The organism is Paracoccus alcaliphilus, assembly GCF_028553725.1.
Taxonomy (GTDB): domain Bacteria; phylum Pseudomonadota; class Alphaproteobacteria; order Rhodobacterales; family Rhodobacteraceae; genus Paracoccus; species Paracoccus alcaliphilus.
Genome location: NZ_CP067124.1, coordinates 2375322 through 2398964 on the forward strand (window position 1 = coordinate 2375322; position 23643 = coordinate 2398964).

The window sequence follows — 23643 nt, forward strand, 5'->3', positions numbered from 1 at the left end:
ATCCTGGGGTTCTGAGGTTGCGCCTAAAGATCAGCGAATCGGTAAACTCCGCAATCACGGTTTGGATCGCGGAGGATCAGCCTGATGCCGTGTTTCCAGAGCTGCCGCCTGAGGCCACCTGGGGCAAGCGAGTGCTGCCGCATCGGCGCTTCGACAGCAATAACCCCTGCCGGCATCTCATCGGTAACTTCTTTTGCAAGTTGAAGGGGCTCAAACGCATCGACACAACCGCCTGCAAAACTGACGACGGCTGCGAAGCCATGATCCGCATCGCAGCCGCCATCATCAATCCAAGATGAACCCCGACAGGTTCTAGTCCCTGTTGCCAAGGAATTGCAGCAGGAACATGAACAGGTTCAGGAAGTCCAGATACAGTTGCAGCGCGCCCATGATGGCGGCCTTGCCGAGGAAGTCGCGGTCCGAACCGGCCATCTGCAGATAGGTGTTCTTGATGTTCTGCGTGTCATAGGCGGTCAGGCCCGCAAAGATCAGCACGCCCAGAACCGAGATGGCGAACTGCATCGCCGGGCTGCCCAGAAAGATGTTCACGATCGAGGCGACGATCAGCCCGATCACACCCATGATCAGGAAGCTGCCCCAGCCCGAGATGTCCTTCTTGGTGGTATAGCCCCACAGCGACAGACCGGCGAAGGCGATCGCGGTGATCAGGAAGGTCTGGATGATCGACATGCTGGTATAGACCAGAAAGATCGAGCTGATCGAGATGCCCATCAGTGCGGCGAAACCGTAAAACACCAGCGTCGCGGTCTGGACCGACAGCCGGTTCAGCATGGCGCCGAAGGCGAAAACCACGATCAGCGGCGCGAACATCAGCACCCATTTCAGCGGCGAGGCATAGATTGCGACGCCAAGCTGGGTCAGTTGCCCATCGGCGCCGACGGCGGCGGTGCTGATGCCCCAGGCGGCAATGGCGGTCACAAGCATGCCGACCGACATCAGCCCATAGACCTTGTTCATATGGGCGCGCAGGCCCTCATCGACCACCGCGGTGCGGGTGCCGACGCCCTGCGTCGTACGGTAGGTATTGTAATCGGCCATCAATGTCTCCCCAAAGTACGGTTGGCGGGCTTGCCCGCGATATGCGTTCTATATTGGCAGAATGCGCCGTCTATTCAATGCCGTTGCCGCGGCAAATCGGCGCATTTTACGCAGATTTTATAATGTGACGATGATCTTGCCCACCGCGCGGCGCTGATGCAGCAGATCATAGCCATCGGCCAGCTTTTCCAGCGGCAGGGTATGGCCCGCCACCGGGTTCAGCCTGCCCTGGGTGAACAGCCCGAAAAGCTGTCCCATGCCGGAACGCAACGCATCGGGGTCCAGCCGCTGATAGGCGCCCCAGTAAAGCCCGTGGATGGCGATGTTCTTGACCAGTGCGTGGTTGAGCGGCAGCGCCGGCGGGCGCCCGCCGGCGAAGCCCACCAGAAGGAACCGTCCGCCGGGGCGCAGCGCGGCAAAGGCGGCCTCTCCGGGGGCATCGCCCACCGGGTCATAGACCACATCGACCCCACCCAGATCGCGCAAAGCGGCCTTGAGATCGGGGCATTCGGCGCTGTCGATGACGTGATCCGCGCCCGCCCGGCGCACGGATTCCAGCCGTTCCGCCCCGCGCGCGATGCCGATGACCCGCGCGCCCATCGCATGGCCGATCTCGACCGCCGTCAGCCCGACGCCACCCGCCGCGCCCAGGACCGCCAGAACCTCTTGCGGTTGCAGCCGGGCGCGGTCGGTCAGGGCCAGATGGCTGGTGCCATAGACGATCTGGAAACCCGCCGCCTGCTCGTGGCTCATGCCGTCGGGGATCGGGATGCAGGCGAGGGGCGGGACGGAAATCACCTCGGCCATGGTGCCCGGCCACAGCACGGCGACACGCTGGCCGGGGGTCAGGCCGCTGGTGGCGGGCGCCTCGATCACCTCGCCCGAACCTTCCAGTCCGGGAACGAAGGGAAAGGGCGATTTTTCCTGATACTGTCCTTTGGCCTTCAGCAGATCGGCGAAATTCAGCGCCGCCGCGCGCATGCGCACCAGCACATCATCGCCCGATCGGACGGGGGCGCTGGTCAGGGTCAGGCTTGGGCTCTGGCCCGGCTTTGCAACCATGGCGATTCGTGTCTGGTCGGTCATCGTGTCCCCGAAAAAACTAAGTTAGTGGTTCATAGCGTTGGCCCAGAGGGCAAATTTTGCACCCTACGCAAAACCAGACCTGTCTTTTTGGTCAGAAAGTGGTTTGTTAACCATGTTGACACTCGAAAATTGAGCCGGTCTGGGTTACTGCCGCCCTAGATTGAACAAGGTTACTGGTGCCCTTGAGTTAACGAGGTTGGGCTATGAAGCATAGTGTTGATGTTCATGTTGGGAAGCGGATCCGTCACCGTCGGTGGATGATCGGTATGACCCAGCAGCAATTGGCCGAGAAAGTCGGGATCAAATTTCAGCAGATCCAGAAATACGAAACCGGAATGAACCGCGTGTCGGCGTCGCGTCTGTGGGATATTGCCCGCGCCGTTGATGTGCCCGTCAGCTTTTTCTTCGAGGGACTGCATGAAGGCAGCACCACCGAAGAGGTCGAGGGCGATATTCTGGCGGATAAAGAGGCGCTGCAACTGGTGCGGGCATATTACGCCATGCCGGTCGCACAGCGTCGTCAGATCTTTGAACTGGCCCGCGTCCTGTCGGACGCAGCCTGAGCCGACCGACGTCCAAGGCTTCCCCCGGATGGCGAATTCCCGCCGCCGGGGTGTTTGCCGTGATTGCGCCAAGGCCCCGCTGCCGCCCCACAATCATGGCTCTGGAATCGGGCGGTCGGGATATTTTGTCGCACAAGATTGTAACGCTGCGGTGACTCGCTGAGTGGTGGGGCGATGATTGTCTGGCATGACCCGGCCGAAACCGCTAGACCAAGCGGCGAACGGACCTACGGCGAACGGGGGCAGGGATGCAGGACGCGGCGCAGATCATCGAGACAGCGCATCGGATGGCTGATGCGGCGCGATCTGCGATCATGCCGCTGTTCCGTTCGGACCGGCTGAACACCGAAAACAAGCGCCCGGCGGATTTCGACCCGGTGACCGAGGCCGACCGCGCCGCCGAACAGGCCATGCGCGCGGTTCTGGCCAAGCTGCGCCCCGACGATGCCATTCTGGGCGAGGAATATGGCGCGCAGCCGGGCCGGTCGGGCCTGACATGGGTGCTGGACCCGATCGACGGCACGCGCGCCTTTCTGTGCGGCGCAGCCAGTTGGGGCGTGCTGATCGGGCTGAGCGACGGCGAGAAGATCCTTTATGGTCTGATCGACCAGCCCTATACCGGCGAACGGTTCGAGGGCGGGCTGGGGCAGGCGCGGCTGACAGGCCCGGCCGGCATCCGCGATCTGCGGGCCCGGCGCGGTGTCGATCTGTCCTCGGCGCTGCTGCTGTCCACCTATCCCGAGATCGGCACGGCGGCCGAGACGGCGGCCTTCGGGCGGGTGACAAAACAGGTTAAAATGACGCGCTATGGCCTTGATTGTTATGCCTATGCCTTGCTTGCACTGGGGCAGGTCGATCTGGTGATCGAGGCCGGGTTGCAGTCTTATGACATCGCCGCCCCCATCGGCGTGATCGAGGCCGCGGGCGGGATCGTCACCGACTGGCAGGGCGGTCCGGCCATCGACGGCGGGCAGGTGATCGCGGCGGGCAGTCGGGAACTTCATGCGGCGGCTTTGGCGTTGTTGAACGGCTGACCCGCGGGAAGACCAGCCCAGAAGACCAACCGGCCCGACCAGCCAGCCATGACCACGACAAGGAGGCGGCAATGACCGAGCAAGACGGCAGGGATGCCACCGATCAGGCCGCAGGGACGCAGGTGGACAAGCAGCCCGAGCGGCCGCCCGAACGGGACGAGGACGGCTTTCTGCCCCGGCGCGAATTGCTGTCGCAGATCGACGACGCCATCGAGGCCGAGGACGGGCCGACGCTGAACGCCCTGCTGGAGCCGATGCACGGCGCCGACATCGCCGACATCATCGAAAAGCTGAGCCCGGCGGAACGGCGCGGGTTCCTGCGGCTCTATTCCGGCGAGATCGACGGCGAAATCCTGTCCGAGATCGATGAATCGATCCGCGAGGAGGTGCTGGAGCAACTGCCGCGAGAGGTCGTGGCCGAAGCGGTCCGCGAAATGGACAGCGACGACGTCGTTGACCTGATCGAGGATCTGGACCAGCCCGAACGCGAGGAGATCCTGTCCGCGCTGGATGACAGCGACCGGGTGGCGGTGGAACAGGCGCTGGCCTATCCCGAATATTCCGCCGGCCGTCTGATGCAGTCCGAGGTCGTCACCGCTCCCGAACACTGGACCGTGGGCGAAACCATCGACTTTCTGCGGGCCGAGGAATGGCTGCCCGATCAGTTCTATCACATCATTCTGGTCGATCCGCGACGCCATCCGATCAGCTATGTCACGCTTGGGCGGCTGCTGGCCTCGCCGCGCGACATCCCGTTGCGCGACATCACAGAGGACAGTTTCCGCACCATCAGCGCCTTCGCCGATGAAGGCGATGTGGCCTATGCCTTCAACCAGTATCACCTGATCTCGGCGCCGGTGGTCGATGCCGATGACCGGCTGGTCGGCGTGATCACCATGGACGATGCCATGTCGGTGCTGGACGAGGAACATGAAGAGGACTTCCTGCGCATGGCGCGGGTCTCGGATGACAGCCACGTCTCGGACGGGCCGTTCCAGACCGCCCGCCAGCGGCTGCCGTGGCTGATGATCAATCTGGTGACGGCCTCGATTTCGGCGCTGGTGATCGCGCAATTCGAGGCGACGCTGGCCAGTCTGGTGATTCTGGCGGCGCTGATGCCGATTGTCGCCTCGACCGGGGGGATCGCGGGCACGCAGTCGCTGGCGGTCGCCGTGCGTGGTCTGGCGACGCGCGAGCTGACCTTCAGCAATGCCCGCCGCGTGATCTGGAGAGAGCTTTTCGCCGGGCTGCTGAACGGGCTGGGGCTGGCGGTGATCCTGACCCTTGCCGGTTTCTTCATTCTGGGCAGCCTGAAGATCGGGCTGGTGCTGGGCATGGCGATGATCGCCAACCAGATCGTTGCGGCCATGGGCGGGGTTCTGGTGCCGCTGGGGCTGACAAGGCTGGGGCTGGATCCGGCGCTGGCCTCGGGCACCTTCGTCACGACCATGACCGATGTGATGGGCTTTTTCGCCTTTCTGGGGCTGGCCTCGGTGGTGCTGCTGTGAGCCGGGCCGAACACAAGGCGCGACTGCGCGAGCAGGCGTTGGCGGCGCGGGGGCAGGGCGGCGATCAGGCGGCGCTGGATGCGCATCTGCGCGCGGCGCTGGCCCCTTATGCCGGGCAGGCCCTGGCGGGTTACTGGCCGATGCGGGACGAGGCCGACCCCCGGCCTGCGATGAGCGGCCATGACGGCCCCATCGGTCTGCCTGTCGTGACGGCCAAGGCCGTGCCGCTGATCTTTCGCCGCTGGCTGGGCGATGCGCTGGAACCCGGTCCGTTCGGCACGCAGCACCCGCCGGCCAGCGCCGCTCTCGTGGTGCCGCAGGTGCTGATCGTGCCGCTGGCGGGGTTCGACCGCGACGGCAACAGGATCGGCTATGGCGGTGGCTATTACGACCGGACGCTGGAACTGCTGCGCGCCGCAGGGCCGGTTGCGGCCATCGGCCTTGCCTTCGCGGTGCAAGAGCTGCCCGCGATCCCGGCCGAGCCCTTTGACCAGCCGCTGGACATGATCGTGACAGACCGCGAAACCATCACCATCGCGGGGGGGCCGCGCTGACGGGCAAGGGTCGCATGGCCGATGGATCGCGCAGATGCGTTCAGTGTGCGATTGCATATCCGCCATTCATGCGAGACGATGCAAAACGACGTGACCGAGGCGACGGAAGGGGCATGGACGGCGCCGGAGGCTGATCTGAAACAGGTCTTCCGGCTGGCGCCCAAACAAGGACATATGAGCATTTATCCGGACAAAGACAGCGATCCCTCGGGGAATGTTCCGCCCTCGACGCAGACCCCGGCCGCGCAAGCGCAGCGGAGCCAGCGTTATATCCGGCCGCTGGTGACCGATATCTCGGCGGCCAGATGGTTGCTGTTCGGGGTGCTGGCGGCCTCGATCTATTTTTTCCACAGCTTTCTGATCCCGATTCTGGCCGCGACCATCATCTGCGTCGCGACATGGCCTCTGCGCAGGCGGCTGACCGTGGATCACGGGCTGGGCAAGACCGGTTCGGCGGCGGTTCTGGTCGTGGCCATCATCTGCCTGCTGATCGTGCCGCTGTCCTTCGCCATGGCCTATGCCGTGGCCGAGTTGCGCGGCTGGGTCTTCTGGGCGATAGAGGCCAACAATCAGGGCGCGGTTCCCCCCGAATGGATGGTCCAGATGCCGCGTGTCGGCGACTGGCTGCATGAACAATGGCTGATTACCATTGGCAGGCCCGGCGCGATCAGCGACCTGATCCATGCCATCAGCGGCTCCAGCATCGCGTCGCTTTATCGTGGCGTGCTGACGGCCGGGGCGATGACCTTCCATATCGCGCTGAACATCCTGTTCACGCTGATCGCGCTGTTCATCTTTTACCGCGACGGCGACAAGATCGTGGCGCAGATGGACCGGGCAGGGGCGCGCATCCTGCCGGGCCGCTGGACGCGGCTGTCGCGGGTGGTGCCCGCCACCATCAGCGCCACCGTCACCGGCATGACCCTGATCGCCATCGGCGAGGGGGTGATTCTGGGCACCGCCTATTGGATCGCGGGCGTGCCTTCGCCCATCGTCTTTGGCGTCATCACCGGCTTCATGGCGCTGATTCCGGGGGGCGCGCCGCTGTCCTTCACGCTGATCTCGGCCTATCTGATCTTCAGCGGCGCGGTGTTCAACGGGATCGGGCTGTTCGTCTGGGGCGCGGTCGAGCTGTTCATCGTGGACAAGACCATCCGTCCAATGCTGGTCGGCGGGCCGGTCAAGCTGCCGTTCCTGCCGACATTTTTCGGGCTGATCGGCGGGGTCAAGACGATGGGCATCGTCGGGCTGTTCGTCGGGCCGGTGCTGATGGCGCTGCTGGTCTCGATCTGGCGCGAATGGCAGCGCGAGATCAGCGAGAACGGGACACCGCCGCCGACGACCGTCGAACGCTATCCCCCGGCCGGGCAGACATTCGACAGAAAGTGATACAGCGCCTCGGTGTCCAGCGGTTTGGGCATCGCATGCAGCCCCATCCGCGCGCAGCGTTCGCGCAACCCCGGCGCCCGGTCGGCCGAGATGATCCGCGTCGGACGCCAGCCAAAGCGCCGGCGCAGCATCGCCACCAGATCCAGCCCGTCGGCATTGTCGTCCAGCTGATAGTCGATCAGCATCGCGTCGGGCACGAAATCCATCTCGTCGATCAGGGCGATGGCGTCGTCGGGGCCGTGGGCGTCCAGCACGGTGATGCCCCAGCCTTCCAGCAGCGCCACCATCGCCCGGCGCAATTCGGCATCGTTATCGACCAGCAACACCAGCAAACCCCGCCCCGCCATCGAGGGCAGGTGGCGCGGATCGCCCCCGGCGCTGTCCAGCGCAAGCGGATGGGCCGGTTCCTGTGCAAGCGGCAGGGTGATGCGGAACAGGCTGCCCTGGCCGGGATGGGACAGCAGTTCCAGCCGATGGCCCAGCCGGGCGCAGGCGCGTTCGACGATGGCAAGTCCCAGCCCCATCCCCTCGGAGGCCGAGGCGCGGCGGTGCAGGCGGCGGAACTCCTCGAAGATGACGCTGCGGTCTTCCTCGCGGATGCCGGGGCCGCTGTCCCAGACCTCGATCCGGATCTGCTCGTCGCGCCGTCTTGCGCCGACCAGAACGCCGCCCCGCTCGGTATAGCGGATGGCGTTCGAGATCAGGTTTTGCAGGATGCGTTGCAGGTAAAGCCCGTCGCTGACGACATGCGCCGTGGTCGGACGCACGCGAAAACGCAGCCCCTTGGCGGCGGCACCCGGCGCGAAGGACGACGCCAGCGACGACAGGATGTCGTTCAGCGCCAGCTCTGACGGTTCGGTCAGTTCCTCTTCGGTTTCCAGCCGAGAGATATCGGCCAGAGCCTCGATGATACGTTCGACATTGTTCAGTGCCTCGCCGGCCTTCTGGACATTGGTATTGGTGCCCGCCGCATCCGCCGCCGACAGATACAGCCGGGCCGCCGACAACGGTTGCAGCAGATCATGGCTGGCCGCCGCGACAAAGCGCGACTTCGACGCGTTCGAACGTTCGGCCCGCGCCAGCGCATCGCGCAATTCATCGGTACGGGCGGCCACGCGGGCCTCAAGTTCCTCATTGGCGCGGGCCAGACGGCGCAGGGCATCGCGTTCGGCGGTCACATCGGTCAGCGACAGAACGAAGCCGTCATCGGGCAGACGCTGCGCGAAGGCGTCCAGCGTCAGCCCGGTGTCGCGCTGCAACAGCTCGAACGACAGCGATCGTTGCGCAGCGCGGTCACCCAGCCATCCGGCGATGCGGGCCTCGGCATCGGCATCGGCGGGGCGGAACAGTTGTTGCAACTGCTCGGTCACGCGCGAGAAGCGGGTGCCAAGGGCGAAGGTCTGCGGCGGCAGGCCGGTCAGGATGCGAAAGCGCCGGTTCCAGCCCGCCAGCAGCCCCTGCGCGTCAAAGATCGCCACGCCCTGCGCCAGATGGTCCAGCGTGGCGCGCACGATCCGGCCCTGATTGTCCAGCAGGCGTTCGCGCTGTTCGCGCTCGGCCCGCATCAGTTCGGTCACGTCGGTCTGCACGATGGCGGTGCCGGAATTGGCCGTGCGATGTTCGGAAATCTGCAACCAGCGGTCATCGCTCAGCGACAGGTTGAAGATCAGGTGGTCGCGCCGGTGCCGCTGCATCCGCATCGCCGCCCATGTCTCGGGCGTCATCCCGGCAGGCAGTTCCAGCATGGGAGAGCGGCTGACGATGCGGATATATTCGGCAAAGCTGAGTCCGGGGCGCAGCCGTTCGCGCACATCCGGCATCTGCCAGCAGAACCGCCCGTTGAACAGCAGCAGCACATCATCGACCCCGAACAGCGCGAAACCTTCCTGCACCGCCTCGATGGCGCTGGACAGGTCGCGGCGGGCGGATTCGATTTCCTGATTGGCAGCCGACAGGCGGGCGTTCGATTCGTTCAGCAGCCGCAGCGCGTGTTCCAGTTCCTCGGTCCGGCGGCGGACCTGGTCCTCCAGCACCACCGCGCGTTCGAATTGCGAATAGGCGGCGCCGTCGCGGTCGGTCTGGGTCTCGACCCGGCGCATCAGCACGGTGCTGATCTTGTGCAGCCGGGCAAGCTGGACCTCGACGGGTTCGTTGGGATCGACGAGGTTGTCCATCATTCGTCCTCGGGGGCATAGATCGCCACGCCGGTCATGGTCAGGTTGACATGCATGGCGCCGAACTGTTCGCCATAGGTCGAAAAGCCGGTGACGTTGTGGCGCGCCAGCACCTGCGACACCTCGCGCACCTGCTGTTTCTGCTGCGCCTCGATCCGGCGCAGGATGCAATCGCAGGCCAGCACGCTGTCCAGCCGCCCGGCCTTGGCCAGCCCCGCAAGATTGTCGGCCAGCGAGCGGGCAATGTCGCGCGGCCGGGCCAGTGTCAGTACCACGCCCTCGTCTATGGCGGAAAAGAACACCAGATCGGTTCCGTTCTCGACCCGCTGGATCGAGCGCACGTGATAGCGCCCGCCCGCCCGCACCACCAGCGGGTGGGCGGCGAAGGTGAAGGGGTCAAGCTGGCCCGGCGGCTTGCCCAGCAGCCGGGCATATTCGATGGCGGCGGGGGCGGCGTTGATTTCCTGCACCTGACGGCGGACGGGATCGGCCCCGGTCACCACCATGCGGCCCTCGCCCACATCCAGATGATCGAAGCTGAACACCTTGACCGGGCAGCGGGTGCGAAAGAAGGTCAGGAACCCCGCGTCGGTATGGACCTCGGCCCCCTGCGCGACATAGCTTTGCCCGAAGCGCCGCCCGTCACCGGCGGTCCCGCCGAACAGCGGCACCGGACCCAGCCCGTGCCCCACGACGTTCATCAGCGCATCTTCGCGGAACTGGCTGCCATCGACCATCAGATGCGCGAATTCATGGGTCAGGCCGGGGTGACGCGCCGCCAGCGCCTGACGCGCACGGACCATGCGGTCGATCAGGTCCGTGGGCTCCAGCCGCGACAGGTCGGGAATGGCGATGGTCCGGGCGGCGAAATCGCGGGCAGGAAAACCGGTGGCGACGATCCGATCCTCGACATAGCCGCCGGCGATCTCTCCGGCGGTGGTGCAGCCCAGCAGCGGCGTGTCGCCAAAGGCCCGCCTTGCGGCCGCCATCGCGGCGGCGAAATCGGTGGTGGGCGAGACGAACAGCAGCACCTGCGCCATGCCCGGCCCGATCGAGGCGGCAAGCTGCGCCATCGCGCCGGGATCGCTGGCGGCGACATCGGCGCTGTGCAGAAATCGGGGCGCGGGTCCAGCCGGGCCGGGGTCGCGCGGGTCGCCGTCCATGGGTTATCTGTCGCCTGTCCGCTGCTTCACAGAGGGCGAGGATGTCACCGGGTCGCGAGGCTGTCAAACTTTGCCGCCTGCGCCGCCAGCACCGCCTGCGTCCGGGTCTGCACGCCCAGCTTGCGCATGATGACGGTGACATGCGCCTTGACCGTCGATTCGGCGATGGACAGTTCATAGGCGATCTGCTTGTTCAGTTTGCCTTCCGACACCAGCGTCAGGATCCGCGCCTGCTGCGGGGTCAGGCTTTCCAGCCGTTCCCGCGTGGGCGCCAGTTGCCGCGTGCTGGCGGGTTCATTCAGCACGAAGCCCTCGGGCAGATAGACCTCGCCCCGCGCGATCCGTTCCAGCGCGTCCTGAAACACCTGCCGCTGGCTGTGCTTGGGCACATAGCCCGAGGCGCCGAATTCCAGCGCCGCGCTGACAATGCCGGGATTGGTCAGCGACGAGACGATCAGCAGCGCGGCATCCGGCGCGGCCTTGCGCACCTTCAGCATCCCGTCCAGCCCGTCGGCATCGGGCAGGTTCAGGTCCAGCAGCACCGCATCGGGCTGCGGCCCTTCGGCCAGCCGGGACAGACATTCGCCGATGGAACTGGTGGTGCGCACGCTGGTGATGCCGCCGACGATCTGCAAGGTGATCGACAGCGCGTCGCAGAACAGCGGGTGATCCTCGACGATCAGGACCGAGGCGATGCGGCGTTGCGGCGTGGTGTCCGGGGTCATGGCGATGCCCTTGAGGTTTCGGTCAGCATAGGCCATCGGCCCCGGTCGCGTCCACTTATCCGCACAGGCTGGCCCCCATCGGCAGGGGGCGGGCCGGTTCGGTCGCGCGGCCATGATCGGCCCAGTCCTCGATCCCGCCCGGATACCAGGCCAGATCGGTGAACCCCAGCGCGGCGATCTGCTGGACGGCGTTCCAGCTCATCCAGCAATCGCTGCGGCAGAAGACGACCATCGGCTGCGCAGTATCGCAGCCCGCCAGCGCCCCGGCCAGATAGTCGCGGATTTCAAGGTCGATATCGCCGCGCCCGATCTCGGGCAGCCAATACGCGCCGGGCAGGGTGTCGTGGCGTTCCGGTATGATCCAGCCGCCGTCATCGCGGATCCGGTGGCCCGGTGCGGGCAGGGTGTCGATCAGCAGCGCGCCGCCCCTGGCCAAAGCCGCGACCTGATCGGCACCGACGACCCGGCCACCGGGCACCGTGTCGGGCAGCGGCGCGCGATAGGCCGCGATGCGCAGCCCGCTGACCTGATCGAACAGCGACCCGGCCACGGGTTCGGCCAGTCCGGCCAAAGGCATCAGCGCGACAAGCGCGGCCCGCGATATGAGGCGAAATTCCGTCATCGCCTCAGCTTCACATGCGGGCCGGGCCATCACCAATTCGACCTTCGGCCTATGACCGGGGGTCATGGGGCGACCATCGGAGAATTGCCCGGACTGCCCCGGCCTCGCAGTCTTGTGAAGAACCGCGAGGAGGAGATTTCATGCTGCGCAAGACGACGATCATCGCCGGATTTGCCGTGGTGCTGGGGGGCGCTGCCGCCCTTGGCCATGGCGATACCGCGCCCCAGTCGGTCAATACCGCCGGGCTGCCCGATCTGCCCGAGGAAATGGCCGGTGAAAACCCGTGGCGCGAGGCCGATCCCGATCTGCTGTTCAAGGCGATCGAGGTCGGCGCCAAGGGCTATAACAGCAACTGCGCGCGCTGCCACGGGCTCGAGGCGATCTCGGGCGGGCTGGCGCCGGATCTGCGTTACCTCGAAGCCAATGATTTCGGCGACGAATGGTATCTGGACCGGGTCCTGCATGGCTATGAACAGAACGGCGCCGTCAAGATGCCGCCCTTCGAGGGGATTTTGACGCAAGAGGCCGTCTGGGCGATCCGCACCTATATCGAGACCCGCCCCGATGAGGTCGAGATGGCCGATCAGAAGGCCGCCCTGACCGATCTGCGCGACAAGCTGGACGCGGTGAAGGACGATCCCACCGCCGCCGCCGCCCTGGCGGCCGATCTGGAAGCGGCCGGGCAGGGGTTCGAGGCCCTGTCGGGCGCGCCGCGCGCCGTGACCCCCTTCGATCTGGCCGCATGGCAGTTGTCCACCGAGCCGCCGCATATCAAGGCGGCGCTTGAAACCCTGACCGCCGCCGTGCGGAACTGACGGGGGGGCGCGGGCGATGTCGGGGCTGTTGTGCCATCTTCTGCCGGGGGGGCAGGCCGGACTGGCCGCCTATGGCGGGGGTGTGGCGGCATCCAGCCCCGGCACCGCCGATCCCTTCGGCAGCGGCATGTGGGACGATCATCGCGACCTCTGTCTGGACCAGGCCGCCGCATGGCGTGTCGATCCCGCGATGCTGGTTCTGGCCCCCCGCGCCGCCGAGGATGCGCGCCATGTGCCGATCATGGTTGACGCGACGGGCCTTGGCGCGCCGGTGCAGCGGATCGTGGTGACCATCGATTACAGCCCCTTTCCGCTGGCGATGACCTTTCATCCGGGCCGGGCGCTGCCGCTGCTGGGTTTTGGCGTGAAATACGAGATCGCCGGGCCGATCCGCGCCTCGGCGCTGGTCGGGGGTGAATGGTTGATGGGCGGGGCCTTCATCGACGCGATGGGCGGCGGCTGTTCCGCCCCCGCCGCGACCCATGCCCGCCCCGACTGGCAGGATGGTTTCGGAGAGATGCGCGGCAGGCTGTGGCCCGCGACCGGACGGCTGCGCGTCAGCCTGCGTCATCCGATGGATACCGGGCTGGCCGATGGCATCCCGGCCCATCACCTGACCGAGCTGGCGCTGACCGACCCGCAGGGCAAGGACATTGCCCGGCTGGAGATCCACGAGCCGCTTGAGGAAAACCCGGCGCTGACCTTCCTGCTGCCGCCCGATCTGGCCGCCGGGCCGGTCACCATCACCGCGCGGGACAACAGCGGCTATCGCTTTGCCGGCGAGGTGGCGGCATGAGGCTGACCCGCCGCCAGACCCTGCTGGGTGCCGCCGCGCTGGCCTTGCCGGTTCCGGCACTGGCCGCCGCGCCGGAATACCGGCTGGCCCCGCGGCAGATCGCTGATGGCGTCTGGCTGATCGAGGGGGCGCAGCAAAGCTTTGGTCGCGGCAATGGCGGGGCGATCTGCAATATCACCATGCTTGAGACGCCACAGGGCGCGGTGGTGGTCGATACCGGCGGCACCTCGCGCCACGGCGCGGCGCTGAGGGCCTTTGCCGATCAGCGGCTGGGCGGGGTCGCGGCCTCGGTCAACACTCATCACCACCCCGACCACTGGTTCGGCAATCAGGCCTTTGCCGACCGCTCGATCCATGCGCTGCCCGCCTGCCAGCGGGCGCAGGCGACCGGCGCGCAGGCGCTGGCCGAGGGGCTGTATCGCATCCTTGGATCGTGGATGAACGGCACTGCGCCGGTCCCCGCCGATACGGCGGCGGGCGAGGGCGGGATCGAATTCGGCACCCGCCGGCTGACCATCATGGCGATGGCCGGGCATACGCAGGGCGATCTGGTGCTGATCGACCAGCAGACCGGCACGCTGATCGCGGGCGATCTGCTGTTTCTGGACCGCGCACCCAGCTTTCCCGATGCGCGGATCGCGGAATGGCGCGCCTCGCTGGCCACGCTTGCGGGGTTGGAGGTCAGCGGCACGGTCCCCGGCCACGGCGCCTTTCGCCGCGACAATGCCGCGCTGGTGCAGACCCGCGCCTATCTGGACGCATTCGAGACGCGGATGGACGCCGCCGCCGGTCAGGGCCTTGCCCCCGCCGAGGCGCTGGCCGCCGGGCCGATGCCCGATTTCGCCGGGCTTGGCGCCAACCCCGAGGAATATCACCGCGCCGTCATCCAGCGATGGCGCGATGCCGAGATCAGCGCCCTTCCCGTCATCGGGGGCAGCGCCTGACCAAGACGACAAGAATTGCGACAGAGGAGGAGACCATGGCTCGCAAGCATTTCACGATCCCGTCCGTCAGCGCGTTGGCGCTGCTGGTGGCGGGCAGCCTGACACCGGGCATCGCAAAGGATGTGACATGGGAGGACATCCTGAACGATCACGAGACCACCGAAGACGTGCTGATGTATGGCATGGGCAACGACGCCCAACGCTTCTCCACGCTGGAGCAGATCAACACCGAGACGGTCCGGCACCTGCGCCCGGCATGGGCGTTCTCTTTCGGCGATGAAAAGCAGCGCGGACAGGAAACGCAGGCCATCGTCCATGACGGCACCATCTATATCACCGGCTCTTACAGCCGGATGTGGGCGCTGGACGCCAAGACCGGCGAACGCAAGTGGAAGTTCGAGGCCCGCCTGCCCGACGATATCCGCCCCTGCTGCGACGTCATCAACCGGGGCGCGGCGATTTATGGCGACAAGGTGTTCTTCGGCGCGCTGGATGCCAGCATCTATGCGCTGAACAAGGATACCGGCAAGGTCGAGTGGCGCGAGAAATTCGGCGATCACAAGGTCGGCTATACGATGACCGGCGCGCCGACGATCATCAAGGACGCCGAAACCGACCGGGTGATGCTGATCCACGGCAGTTCCGGGGATGAGTTCGGCATCGTCGGCAAGCTTTACGCCCGCGATCCCGACACCGGCGAGGAAATCTGGATGCGCCCCTTCGTCGAGGGCCATACCGGCACCCTCAATGGCGAGGACAGCACGACCACCGGCGACGCTTCGGCCCCAAGCTGGCCCGTCAACGACGATGGCAGCAAGGTCGAGGCCTGGAATCACGGCGGCGGCGCGCCCTGGCAATCGGCCAGCTTCGATGTGGCAAGCAACACCATCATCGTCGGCACCGGCAACCCTGCGCCGTGGAACACCTGGGCCCGTTCGCAGGGCGAGAACTACTGGGATTACGACTCGCTCTATACCTCGGGTCAGGCCTATGTGAACCCAAGCGATGGCGAGGTCGTCGGCTTTTATCAGCATACGCCGAACGACGCATGGGACTTCTCGGGCAATAACGAGATCATCCTGTTCGACTATACCGACAAGGACGGCAACACCCATCGCGCGGGCGCCCATGCCGACCGCAACGGTTTCTTCTATGTCACCGATGTGAATGCACTGTCGGAACGCGGCACGGATATCAACAAGCCGACCGCGCTGCTGAACGCCTTCCCCTTCGTGGACGAGATCAGCTGGGCCAGCCATATCGACCTTGAAACCGGCCGCCCGGTGGAAAACGAAGGCCAGCGCCCGCCGCTGCCCGAAGAGGGGGAATCGCGTGGTGCGACCATTCAGGTGACTCCGCCCTTCCTTGGCGGCAAGAACTGGAACCCGATGGCCTATTCGCAGGATACCGGCCTGTTCTATGTCCCGGCCAACAACTGGACCGAGGATTACTGGACTGAAGAGGTCACCTATCAGGCCGGGGCCGCCTATCTGGGGCAGGGCTTCCGCATCAAGCGGCTGTTCGACGACCATATCGGCACGTTGCGCGCCTTCGATCCGGCCACCGGCGAAAAGGTCTGGGAGCATCGCGAGGAGTTCCCGCTTTGGGCCGGGACGCTGGCGACGGCGGGCAATCTGGTCTTTACCGGCACCTCGGACGGTTTCGTCAAGGCGTTCAACGCCGAGACCGGCGAAGAGCTGTGGAAGTTCCAGACCGGCTCGGGGATCGTGTCCTCGCCGATCACCTGGGAAATGGACGGCAAGCAGTATCTGGGCATCGCCTCGGGCTATGGCGGCGCGGTGCCGCTGTGGGGCGGGGACATGGCGCAGCTGACCACGCAGGTCAGTCAGGGCGGTTCCTTCTGGGTGTTCGAGGTTCCCAGCGAGCTTCTGGCCTCGGCCGAATGATCGTCAGGGCGGGGGACAACCCCCGCCCGTTTTATCAGAAAGGAACCCGGAATGTTGCGCCATTCGATCGTGCTGGCCGCCTGTCTGGCCGCGCCGACCGCCTTCGCCGCCATGGCCGACGACCCGATGCAGATCGTGCCCGATACCAGCTATCGCATCATCACCGATACCGATGACCGGCCCGAGGGTCCGCAGACCATCAACGGCTGCGAGCTGAAGCCCGGCGCCTCTTGCCCCGGCGTGGACCTGAGCCATCAGGACCTGTCGGGCATGGCGCTGGACGGGATGGACCTGAGCGGGGCGAAACTGGTCCGCGCCAACCTGCACGGCGCCATGCTGAAAGGCGCGGTGTTGAGCGGCGCCGATCTGCGCGGGGCGGATCTGTCGCAGGCCTATATGCAGGGGGCGGTGATCCGCGATGCCGATCTGACCGGGGCCGACATGGATTATTCGCGCATGGCCGGGATCGACCTCAGCGGATCGAACCTGACCGCCGTGTCGATGGAGGCCGTCTGGGCCAGCAAGGGCCGCTTTGTCGGCGTCACGCTGATCGCCGCCAATCTGGCCGAGACCAAATTCTATCACGCCGACATGGCCGATGCGACGCTGAGTGACAACAACAACCGCTTTACCATCTGGGAAGGCGTCCACATGGAGAATTGCACAGGGTGCCCGGTCGATTGGTGACACGATCGGCAACCCTTGCTCTGGCGGTTGCGGCGGCGCTTCCTCCCTTTGCTGCCCAGCCGTTCCAGCCCGCCTTTGCCGCCTGCCGCGCCGTGCAGGCGGCAAAGGCGCGTCTGGCCTGCTATGACGCACTGCCGCTGCCCGAGGCCGAGGCGACCACCTTTCGCGGCGCGGGCAGCGGCATGGCCGGACCGTTTCAGGTGACCGGCCCGCAGATGATGCGCTTTCACAGCGACGATGCGATCTTTGTGGCCTATCTGCTGGATGGCGAGGGGCAGGTGGTCCAGAACCTGCATCACGGCGGCGCGGGCGAGGGCGCCTTTCTGATCGAGACGCCCGGCACCTATCGCGTGCAGGTCAATGCCAGCGGCGGCTGGCGGGTGATGCTGTCACCGCCCTGAACGGATGCCTGCTTGCCGCCCATGCGGTGGGGGTGCAACAATCCGCACGGGAACGCCCCCGGATCACTGGCACAGGCTGAAGAAACACATGGCAGATGTCGCGCCGCACGACCGCCACAGCCCGTTGCAGGCCACGCGCCTGATGCGTCAGTTTCTGGCGCTGGCCGGGGTGGTGCTGGTGGCCGGGATGCTGGGCATGGGTATGTGGATCGGCGCGCAGATCGAGCGGGTCGTGACCGCGAATGCCGGGGCGACGACGGCGCTTTATGTCGATTCGATGATATCTCCGGTGACGCAGGAAATGTCTGCGACGACCGATCTGGGCGCGGAACAGATCGCGCGGCTGCGGCGTATTCTGGAGCGGGGGGCGCTCAGCCGCGAGATCTCGGCCTTCAAGCTGTGGGACGGGCAGGGGCGCATCGTCTTCAGCACCCGGCCCGGCCAGATCGGGCAGGTGGTCACCGACAACCCCCGTCTGGCCGTGGCCCTGACCGGAGAGGTTCACGCCGCCCTGCGCAATGTCGCGCTGAACGGTGACGCGGGCAACCAGACGCTGATGGAGGTCTACAGCCCGATCCGCTCGGTCAGCACGGGCGAGGTGATCGCGGTGGCCGAATTCTATACCTCGACCACGGCGCTGCGCACCGATCTGCTGAACAGCCGGATCAAGAGCTGGTTCGTAGTGGGCATGGTGACGCTGGCGATGTTTCTGGCCTTCTATACCATCGTGGCGCGCGGCGACCGGACCATCCGGCAGCAGCGGCGGGCGCTGGATCAGAAGATAGCGGAACTGTCGGCCTCGCTGCGTGACAATGAAAGCCTGACCCGCCGCGTCGGCCAGGCAAATCGCCGCATCGCCGAGATCAACGAACGCAGCCTGCGCCGGGTCTCGGCCGATATCCATGACGGGCCGGCGCAGCTGCTGGCCTTCGCGGCGCTGCGGCTGGACGGGGCCCACGGGTATGAACAGGTCAGCGAGGCGGTCAACGAGGCCCTGCAAGACCTGCGCTTCATCTGCCGCGGGCTGGTTCTGCCAGAGCTGCAGGCATGGACCGTCGCGGATATCGCCCGGCGGCTGCTGGCCACGCATGAGGCGCGGATGGGCGGCCATGTCGTGCTGAAGATCGACGCCGATCTGCCCGACATGCCGCTGGCTGCGAAAAACTGCATCTATCGCTTTTTGCAAGAGACCCTGAACAACAGCGCCAGACATGCCGCAGGCGCGGGTCAAAGCGTGGTGATCCGCAAGCGCGGCGAGGGGATCGAGGTGGAGGTCAGCGATACCGGCCCCGGTTTCGACCCCGATCGGACCAATGGCGGGCTGGGCCTTGCGGGCCTGCGCGAACGCATCGCGGGGTTGCGGGGCAGGTTTGATTTGCACACGCGCAAGGGGCAGGGCACATCCTTGACCATGTGGTTGCCCTTGACGGGTGGAGGATATCACGAATGACGCGGATTCTGGTGATCGACGACCATCCGATCTTTCGCCGCGGCCTCGCCCTGTCACTGGCCGAGGCCGAGGACCTGAGCGTCTGCGGCGAAGGCGCCAGCGGCGCCGATGCGATTGCCCTTGCGCGCGAATTGTCGCCCGATCTGCTGCTGCTGGACCTGTCGATGCCGGATGGCGGGCTGGCGGTGCTGCCGGAACTGCACCGCCAGCATCCCGACCTGATCGTCGCCGTGCTGACCGCATCCGAGGACAGCGAGGACGTGATGGCCGCGCTGGATGCGGGGGCACATGGCTATATCGTCAAGGGGATCGGCAGCCGCGCGCTGATCGAAGCCGTTCGCGGCCTTGCACGGGGAGAGGGCTATGTCACCCCGGCGCTGGCTGCGCGGCTGCTGACCGAAAGGCGCAAGGAGGCCGTGGCGCATCACGACAGCGCGGGCGACATGGCTGACCGTGCCCGGCTGATCGGACAATTGACCCCGCGCGAGGAAGAGGTGCTGGAACTGGTTGCGGCAGGTCACTCGAACAAGGAAATCGCCCGCCGCGCCGGGATGCAGGAAAAGACCGTCAAGCATCACATGACCCGTATCCTGCACAAGCTGAACGCCCGCAACCGGACCGAGGCGGCGCTGATCCTGCGCGGCGACCGGGCGGGGGCGTGAAGTCGCCGCCATCGGACCAAGGTCTTATCATTCCCGGCATTGGTCTTAGGCCGATTTCGCTGACCAATTCAGTCAACTAACGTTTTCCCAGACCTGATGACGCAGGCCGGTATCTGCCGATCCGCGTTGGCCGGGTGCATGATCGGTCCACTTGACCCGGGTTTCCGCCCCTCGCGCGGGGATCCGACAGCCATGCCATGCCGCCCCGGTGGCAGGCGCAGCCGCAAGGATGCCGGTTTCCGATGCCTGAGGTCCGGGCCTGACTGTCCGCTCTGCAGGCGTATCGCAATTCTGCCCGGACCGATATCCGGGCCATCTGATGGGATGCACATCGTGAAAACCACCATTCTGTCCAGCCTTGCGCTGACCTTTGCCATGACCTCGGTCGCCGGGGCCGATACGCTGACGATCTATTCCGGCCGGGGCGAGGCGCTGATCGCCCCGCTGATCCAGCAGTTTCAGGCCGAAACCGGCATCGAGGCCGAGGTCCGTTATGGCGGCACCGCCGAAATGGCGACCCTGCTGATGGAAGAGGGCGACGCCACCCCCGCCGACGTGTTCTGGGCGCAGGATGCGGGCGCGCTTGGCGCCTTGTCCGACAGCTTCGCCGAACTGCCCGCCGAGACCAATGAGACCGTGCTGGAGGTGTTCCGCAACCCGGCCAACAAATGGGTGGCGACCTCGGGCCGGACGCGGGTTCTGGTCCATTCGACCGAGCGCGTGGCCGAGGATGATCTGCCCGCTTCGATCACCGACCTGACCGACGAGAAATACAGCGGCCGCGTCGCATGGGCGCCCACCAACGGGTCGTTCCAGGCCTTCGTCACCGCCTTCCGGCTGTCCGAAGGCGACGAGGCCGCGAAAGCCTGGCTTGACGGCATGGTGGCCAATGACGCCAAGGTCTATTCCAACAACGGCACCCAGATCGAGGGCATCGCCAATGGCGAGGTCGATTTCGGGCTGGTGAACAACTATTACCTTGGCCGCTATATCGCGCAGGACGAGGAATACCCCGTCGCCCAGACCCATTTCGACGCAGGCGACATCGGCAACCTTGTTCTGGTGGCCGGCGCCGGCATCGTCGAGGCCAGCGACAATCAGGAAAACGCGCAGAAATTCATCGACTTCCTGCTGTCGCCCGCAGCCCAGCAATTCATCACCCTTCAGGGCAATGAATATCCGGTACGCAGCGGCATCATTCCCCACGCGACGCTTGAATCGCTGGAAACCGTGGGCGAGATCAGCCCCGAGGTCGATATCAACGATCTGGGCGATCTGGACGGCACGCTGTCGCTGCTGCGCGATGCGGGCCTGCTCTGAGCGCGACCCCGCATATCCGGGGGGCGGCGTCGCATCGCCGCCCTTCGCCGGTGCTGGTGATTCCGGCGCTGCTGGTGGGGCTTGGCACCTGCCTGCCGGTCTTCTATCTGATCCTGCGCGCGCTGGATGCCGAACCGACCCAACTGGCCGAGATCGTCTTTCGCAGCCGTAACCTGCTGCTTCTGGGCAATACGCTGAAGCTGGTCGCCGTGGTGCTGACCATCGCCACCGTGATCGCGCTGCCGCTGGCATGGCTGCTGACGCGCAGCGATCTGCGTCACAAACGGGCGCTGTCCTTTCTGATGGTCGTGCCGCTGGCGGTGCCGGGCTATGTCATGGCCTATGCGCTGATCGGGCTGTCGGGCTATTACGGGTTCCTGCGGCACTGGTTCGGCTTTTCCACGCCGCCGCTGCGCGGGTTGTGGGGGGCGGGGCTGGCGCTGGCGCTCTATACCTTTCCCTATATCTTCCTGAACTTGCGCGCGGCCTTTCTGGGCATGGACCCCGCGCAAGAGGAAACCGCCCGCAGTCTTGGCAAATCGCGCTGGTCGGTGTTTCGCCATGTCACGCTGCCGCAGCTGTGGCCGGCGCTGGTCGCCAGTTGGCTGATCGTCGGGCTGTATGTGATCGGCGATTTCGGGGCCATCGCGCTGATGCGGTATGAGGTGTTCAGCTATGCCATCTATACCCAATACAGCGGGGCGTTCGACCGAACCTATGCCGCATGGCTGTCGCTGATGCTGCTGGCGCTGACGGTGGCGGCGCTGATGGGCCAGCGGGCGGTGACGCGAAACCGCCGCCATGCCCGCACCGGAACCGGCAGCGCCCGCGCGGCGCGGCCCGTCGTTCTGGGGCGCTGGCGCTGGCTGGCGCGGGCGGGGATTGCGCTGGTCGCGCTGGTCTCGATCGGATTGCCGCTGATGGTGCTGGCGCATTGGATGCGCTTTGGTGCGGGCGGGGTCGATCTGTCGGGTGTGGCGCGGGCGGCCATATCCACCGCGCTGATCGCCGCCCCGGTCGCCGTGATCGCGGCGGCGCTGGCCCTGCCGGTGGTGCTGCTGACCGTGCGCCATCACGGGCCCTTTCCGGCGGCGATCGACCGGCTGGCGCATCTGGGCTATGCCACGCCGTCGCTGGCCTTTGCGCTGGCGATGGTGTTCTTTTCCCTGCAAGCCGCGCCGTTTCTGTATCAAAGCCATGCGCTGCTGATCTTTGCCTATGTCACCAGCTTTCTGGCGCTGGCGCTGGGGCCGATCCGGCTGGCGCTGTTGCAGATCGGCACCCGCACCGAGGATGCCGCCCGCACCCTTGGAACGCCGCCCGCGCGTGCCTTCGCCCGTGTCGTTCTGCCCCGGCTGCGTCGGCCGATGGTCGCGGGGGGCATCCTTGTCTTCATCATGGTGGTCAAGGAACTGCCCCTTGCCCTGATCCTTGCGCCGACCGGTTTCCGCAGCCTGTCGATGAATGTCTTCAGCCGCACGGTCGAGGGGATGATGGCCGAGGCCGCCCCCCACGCGCTGGCGATCATCCTGTTTTCCAGTCTCGTCATCGGGCTGATCCTGAAATATGAGGGCGGCCAGCACCGCCCCGAACGGATGGCCTGACATGTCTCAGCCCCTGCTTTCCACCTCTGGCCTGCGCAAAGGTTTCACCGGCACCGGTGAACCGGCGGTCCGCGATGTGTCCTTGCAGGTGGCAGCGGGCGAGATCCTTGCGCTGATCGGCCCCTCGGGCTGCGGCAAATCCACCACCCTGCGGATGATCGCGGGGCTGGAGGCGCCCGACAGCGGCCGTGTCTTTCTGTCAGGGCGCGACATCACCGCGCTGGCCACCGAAAAGCGCGATATCGGTATGGTGTTTCAGGATTACGCGCTGTTTCCGCATATGAGCGTGGCGCAGAACATCCTGTTCGGCGCGCGCGATTCCGGCCCGCAGGTGCTGGAACGGCTGTTGGACATGGTCGGCCTCAGCGGTTTGGCCCACCGTTACCCGGACGAGCTGTCCGGCGGTCAGCAGCAGCGTGTCGCCCTTGCGCGCAGTTTTGCCGCCCGGCCGCGGGTGATCCTGCTGGACGAGCCGTTCTCGAACCTCGATCCCACCCTGCGCGCCGCCACGCGGCGAGAGATCCGGCGGATGCTGAAATCCTCGGGTCTGGGCGTGATCGTGGTGACCCATGATCAGGAAGAGGCGCTGAGTTTTGCCGACCGTGTGGCGGTGATGCACGAGGGCGCGATCCAGCAGGCAGGCACCGCGCAAGAGGTTTACGACCACCCGGTCAACGCCTTCGTGGCCGGGTTTCTGGGCCGCACCAACCTGATCGAGGGTATCGCTGACGGCACCACCTGCGCGACCCCTCTGGGCCGGGTGCGGCTGGACCGCTCGGCCACCGGGCTGGTCACGCTGTCGGTGCGCCCCGAAAGCCTGACCCTGCGTCCCTCCGACGCCCCCGATGCGGGGCGTGTATCGGCGGTCGAGTTCAAGGGCCATGACCTGACCTATTGGGTCGATTGGCGGGGAATGGAGGTGCAGGTCGATGCCCTGAACGACCTGCGCCTGCACGAGGGCGCGACCGTCACACTGGAAATCCGCGGCCCCGCAGTGGCGTTGCAGGATCACGTGCGGGGGTGACGTTTCCCAGCGACACGGCACGGCCGCCGCCGGCGCCGGGGATGTCGAAGGGAGCGCTGCGCAGAGTCTCCTCAGCAGAAACCGCGCTGCTGTCCCCATACCCTTGGTGTGACCGTTCGCATACGGCGCAGAGCGGTATTGCTTCGGCAGTGCAGT

The 23643-nt window shown here is 66.1% G+C and carries 23 protein-coding genes; 17 read left to right on the forward strand and 6 right to left on the reverse strand.

From position 1 onward, the window contains the following. Nucleotides 1-17 precede the first annotated feature (17 nt). Entirely contained in the window at nt 18-299 is a 282-nt protein-coding gene (locus JHW40_RS12285; protein WP_139208168.1) for a hypothetical protein, read from the forward strand. A gap of 13 nt (nt 300-312) precedes the next feature. On the opposite strand, the gene JHW40_RS12290 is transcribed toward JHW40_RS12285, so the two are convergent. Both JHW40_RS12290 and JHW40_RS12295 read right to left on the reverse strand, forming a co-directional pair. Beyond that, nucleotides 313-1059 (reverse strand): Bax inhibitor-1/YccA family protein, encoded by a 747-nt coding sequence (locus tag JHW40_RS12290; RefSeq protein WP_090612770.1) that lies wholly within the window; start codon nt 1057-1059, stop codon nt 313-315. A 117-nt stretch (nt 1060-1176) separates the two neighbouring features. Further along, entirely contained in the window at nt 1177-2145 is a 969-nt protein-coding gene (locus tag JHW40_RS12295; protein WP_090612772.1) for an NADPH:quinone oxidoreductase family protein, read from the reverse strand. A 203-nt stretch (nt 2146-2348) separates the two neighbouring features. Here JHW40_RS12295 and JHW40_RS12300 point away from each other — a divergent pair, with 203 nt between their 5' ends. The 5 genes from JHW40_RS12300 (at nt 2349) to JHW40_RS12320 (ending at nt 7193) form a co-directional block, all read left to right on the forward strand. Continuing rightward, nucleotides 2349-2708 carry a helix-turn-helix domain-containing protein gene (locus JHW40_RS12300; protein ID WP_090612774.1) on the forward strand — a complete coding sequence of 120 codons (360 nt, stop codon included), beginning with the start codon at nt 2349-2351 and terminating at the stop codon, nt 2706-2708. Between the two features lie 248 nt (nt 2709-2956). Then, nucleotides 2957-3742, forward strand: coding sequence for an inositol monophosphatase family protein (locus JHW40_RS12305; protein WP_090612776.1), 786 nt, complete (start codon nt 2957-2959; stop codon nt 3740-3742). A gap of 71 nt (nt 3743-3813) precedes the next feature. Continuing rightward, complete coding sequence (gene mgtE / locus JHW40_RS12310; RefSeq protein WP_090612779.1) at nt 3814-5250, forward strand: magnesium transporter; 1437 nt, start codon at nt 3814-3816, stop codon at nt 5248-5250. After that, on the forward strand, nt 5247-5804 hold the full coding sequence (locus JHW40_RS12315; RefSeq protein WP_090612782.1) for a 5-formyltetrahydrofolate cyclo-ligase: 558 nt from the start codon (nt 5247-5249) through the stop codon (nt 5802-5804). Before mgtE ends, JHW40_RS12315 begins: the two co-directional genes overlap by 4 nt. Before the next feature lie 174 nt (nt 5805-5978). Beyond that, complete coding sequence (locus tag JHW40_RS12320) at nt 5979-7193, forward strand: AI-2E family transporter (protein WP_090612843.1); 1215 nt, start codon at nt 5979-5981, stop codon at nt 7191-7193. Here JHW40_RS12320 and JHW40_RS12325 read toward each other — a convergent pair. Genes JHW40_RS12325 through JHW40_RS12340 form a run of 4 tightly spaced genes read right to left on the reverse strand, consistent with a single transcriptional unit; the run spans nt 7157 to nt 11877 of the window. Then, nucleotides 7157-9367, reverse strand: coding sequence for a hybrid sensor histidine kinase/response regulator (locus JHW40_RS12325; protein WP_244519212.1), 2211 nt, complete (start codon nt 9365-9367; stop codon nt 7157-7159). The genes JHW40_RS12320 and JHW40_RS12325 overlap by 37 nt on opposite strands. Continuing rightward, nucleotides 9367-10530 carry an FIST N-terminal domain-containing protein gene (locus tag JHW40_RS12330; RefSeq protein ID WP_090612785.1) on the reverse strand — a complete coding sequence of 388 codons (1164 nt, stop codon included), beginning with the start codon at nt 10528-10530 and terminating at the stop codon, nt 9367-9369. Before JHW40_RS12330 ends, JHW40_RS12325 begins: the two co-directional genes overlap by 1 nt. 44 nt (nt 10531-10574) lie before the next feature. After that, nucleotides 10575-11255: a LuxR C-terminal-related transcriptional regulator gene (locus JHW40_RS12335; RefSeq protein ID WP_090612846.1), complete on the reverse strand. Its 681-nt coding sequence runs from the start codon at nt 11253-11255 to the stop codon at nt 10575-10577. Nucleotides 11256-11310: 55 nt separating this feature from the next. Continuing rightward, on the reverse strand, nt 11311-11877 hold the full coding sequence (locus JHW40_RS12340; RefSeq protein WP_170851828.1) for a rhodanese-like domain-containing protein: 567 nt from the start codon (nt 11875-11877) through the stop codon (nt 11311-11313). 140 nt (nt 11878-12017) lie between these two features. Between JHW40_RS12340 and pedF the strand changes: the two genes are divergently transcribed. The 11 genes from pedF (at nt 12018) to JHW40_RS12395 (ending at nt 23487) form a co-directional block, all read left to right on the forward strand. After that, entirely contained in the window at nt 12018-12692 is a 675-nt protein-coding gene (gene pedF, locus JHW40_RS12345; RefSeq protein ID WP_090612790.1) for a cytochrome c-550 PedF, read from the forward strand. Nucleotides 12693-12708: 16 nt separating this feature from the next. Next, complete coding sequence (locus JHW40_RS12350; RefSeq protein WP_090612793.1) at nt 12709-13488, forward strand: quinoprotein dehydrogenase-associated SoxYZ-like carrier; 780 nt, start codon at nt 12709-12711, stop codon at nt 13486-13488. After that, on the forward strand, nt 13485-14432 hold the full coding sequence (locus JHW40_RS12355) for a quinoprotein relay system zinc metallohydrolase 1 (RefSeq protein ID WP_090612794.1): 948 nt from the start codon (nt 13485-13487) through the stop codon (nt 14430-14432). The genes JHW40_RS12350 and JHW40_RS12355 overlap by 4 nt, the downstream gene beginning before the upstream one ends. Nucleotides 14433-14467: 35 nt before the next feature. After that, nucleotides 14468-16339 carry a PQQ-dependent methanol/ethanol family dehydrogenase gene (locus JHW40_RS12360; RefSeq protein ID WP_090612797.1) on the forward strand — a complete coding sequence of 624 codons (1872 nt, stop codon included), beginning with the start codon at nt 14468-14470 and terminating at the stop codon, nt 16337-16339. 51 nt (nt 16340-16390) lie between these two features. Beyond that, on the forward strand, nt 16391-17026 hold the full coding sequence (locus tag JHW40_RS12365) for a pentapeptide repeat-containing protein (RefSeq protein WP_244519213.1): 636 nt from the start codon (nt 16391-16393) through the stop codon (nt 17024-17026). Continuing rightward, nucleotides 17023-17427: a hypothetical protein gene (locus JHW40_RS12370; RefSeq protein WP_139208169.1), complete on the forward strand. Its 405-nt coding sequence runs from the start codon at nt 17023-17025 to the stop codon at nt 17425-17427. The genes JHW40_RS12365 and JHW40_RS12370 overlap by 4 nt, the downstream gene beginning before the upstream one ends. 88 nt (nt 17428-17515) lie before the next feature. Continuing rightward, nucleotides 17516-18877 carry a sensor histidine kinase gene (locus JHW40_RS12375; RefSeq protein ID WP_170851829.1) on the forward strand — a complete coding sequence of 454 codons (1362 nt, stop codon included), beginning with the start codon at nt 17516-17518 and terminating at the stop codon, nt 18875-18877. After that, nucleotides 18874-19539, forward strand: a complete 666-nt coding sequence (locus tag JHW40_RS12380; RefSeq protein ID WP_090612803.1) for a response regulator — start codon at nt 18874-18876, stop codon at nt 19537-19539. Before JHW40_RS12375 ends, JHW40_RS12380 begins: the two co-directional genes overlap by 4 nt. Before the next feature lie 324 nt (nt 19540-19863). Further along, nucleotides 19864-20859 (forward strand): iron ABC transporter substrate-binding protein, encoded by a 996-nt coding sequence (locus JHW40_RS12385; RefSeq protein ID WP_090612806.1) that lies wholly within the window; start codon nt 19864-19866, stop codon nt 20857-20859. Nucleotides 20860-20909: 50 nt separating this feature from the next. Next, on the forward strand, nt 20910-22463 hold the full coding sequence (locus JHW40_RS12390) for an ABC transporter permease (RefSeq protein WP_244519215.1): 1554 nt from the start codon (nt 20910-20912) through the stop codon (nt 22461-22463). 1 nt (nt 22464) lies between these two features. Further along, nucleotides 22465-23487 (forward strand): ABC transporter ATP-binding protein, encoded by a 1023-nt coding sequence (locus tag JHW40_RS12395; protein ID WP_090612808.1) that lies wholly within the window; start codon nt 22465-22467, stop codon nt 23485-23487. Nucleotides 23488-23643: the final 156 nt, after the last annotated feature.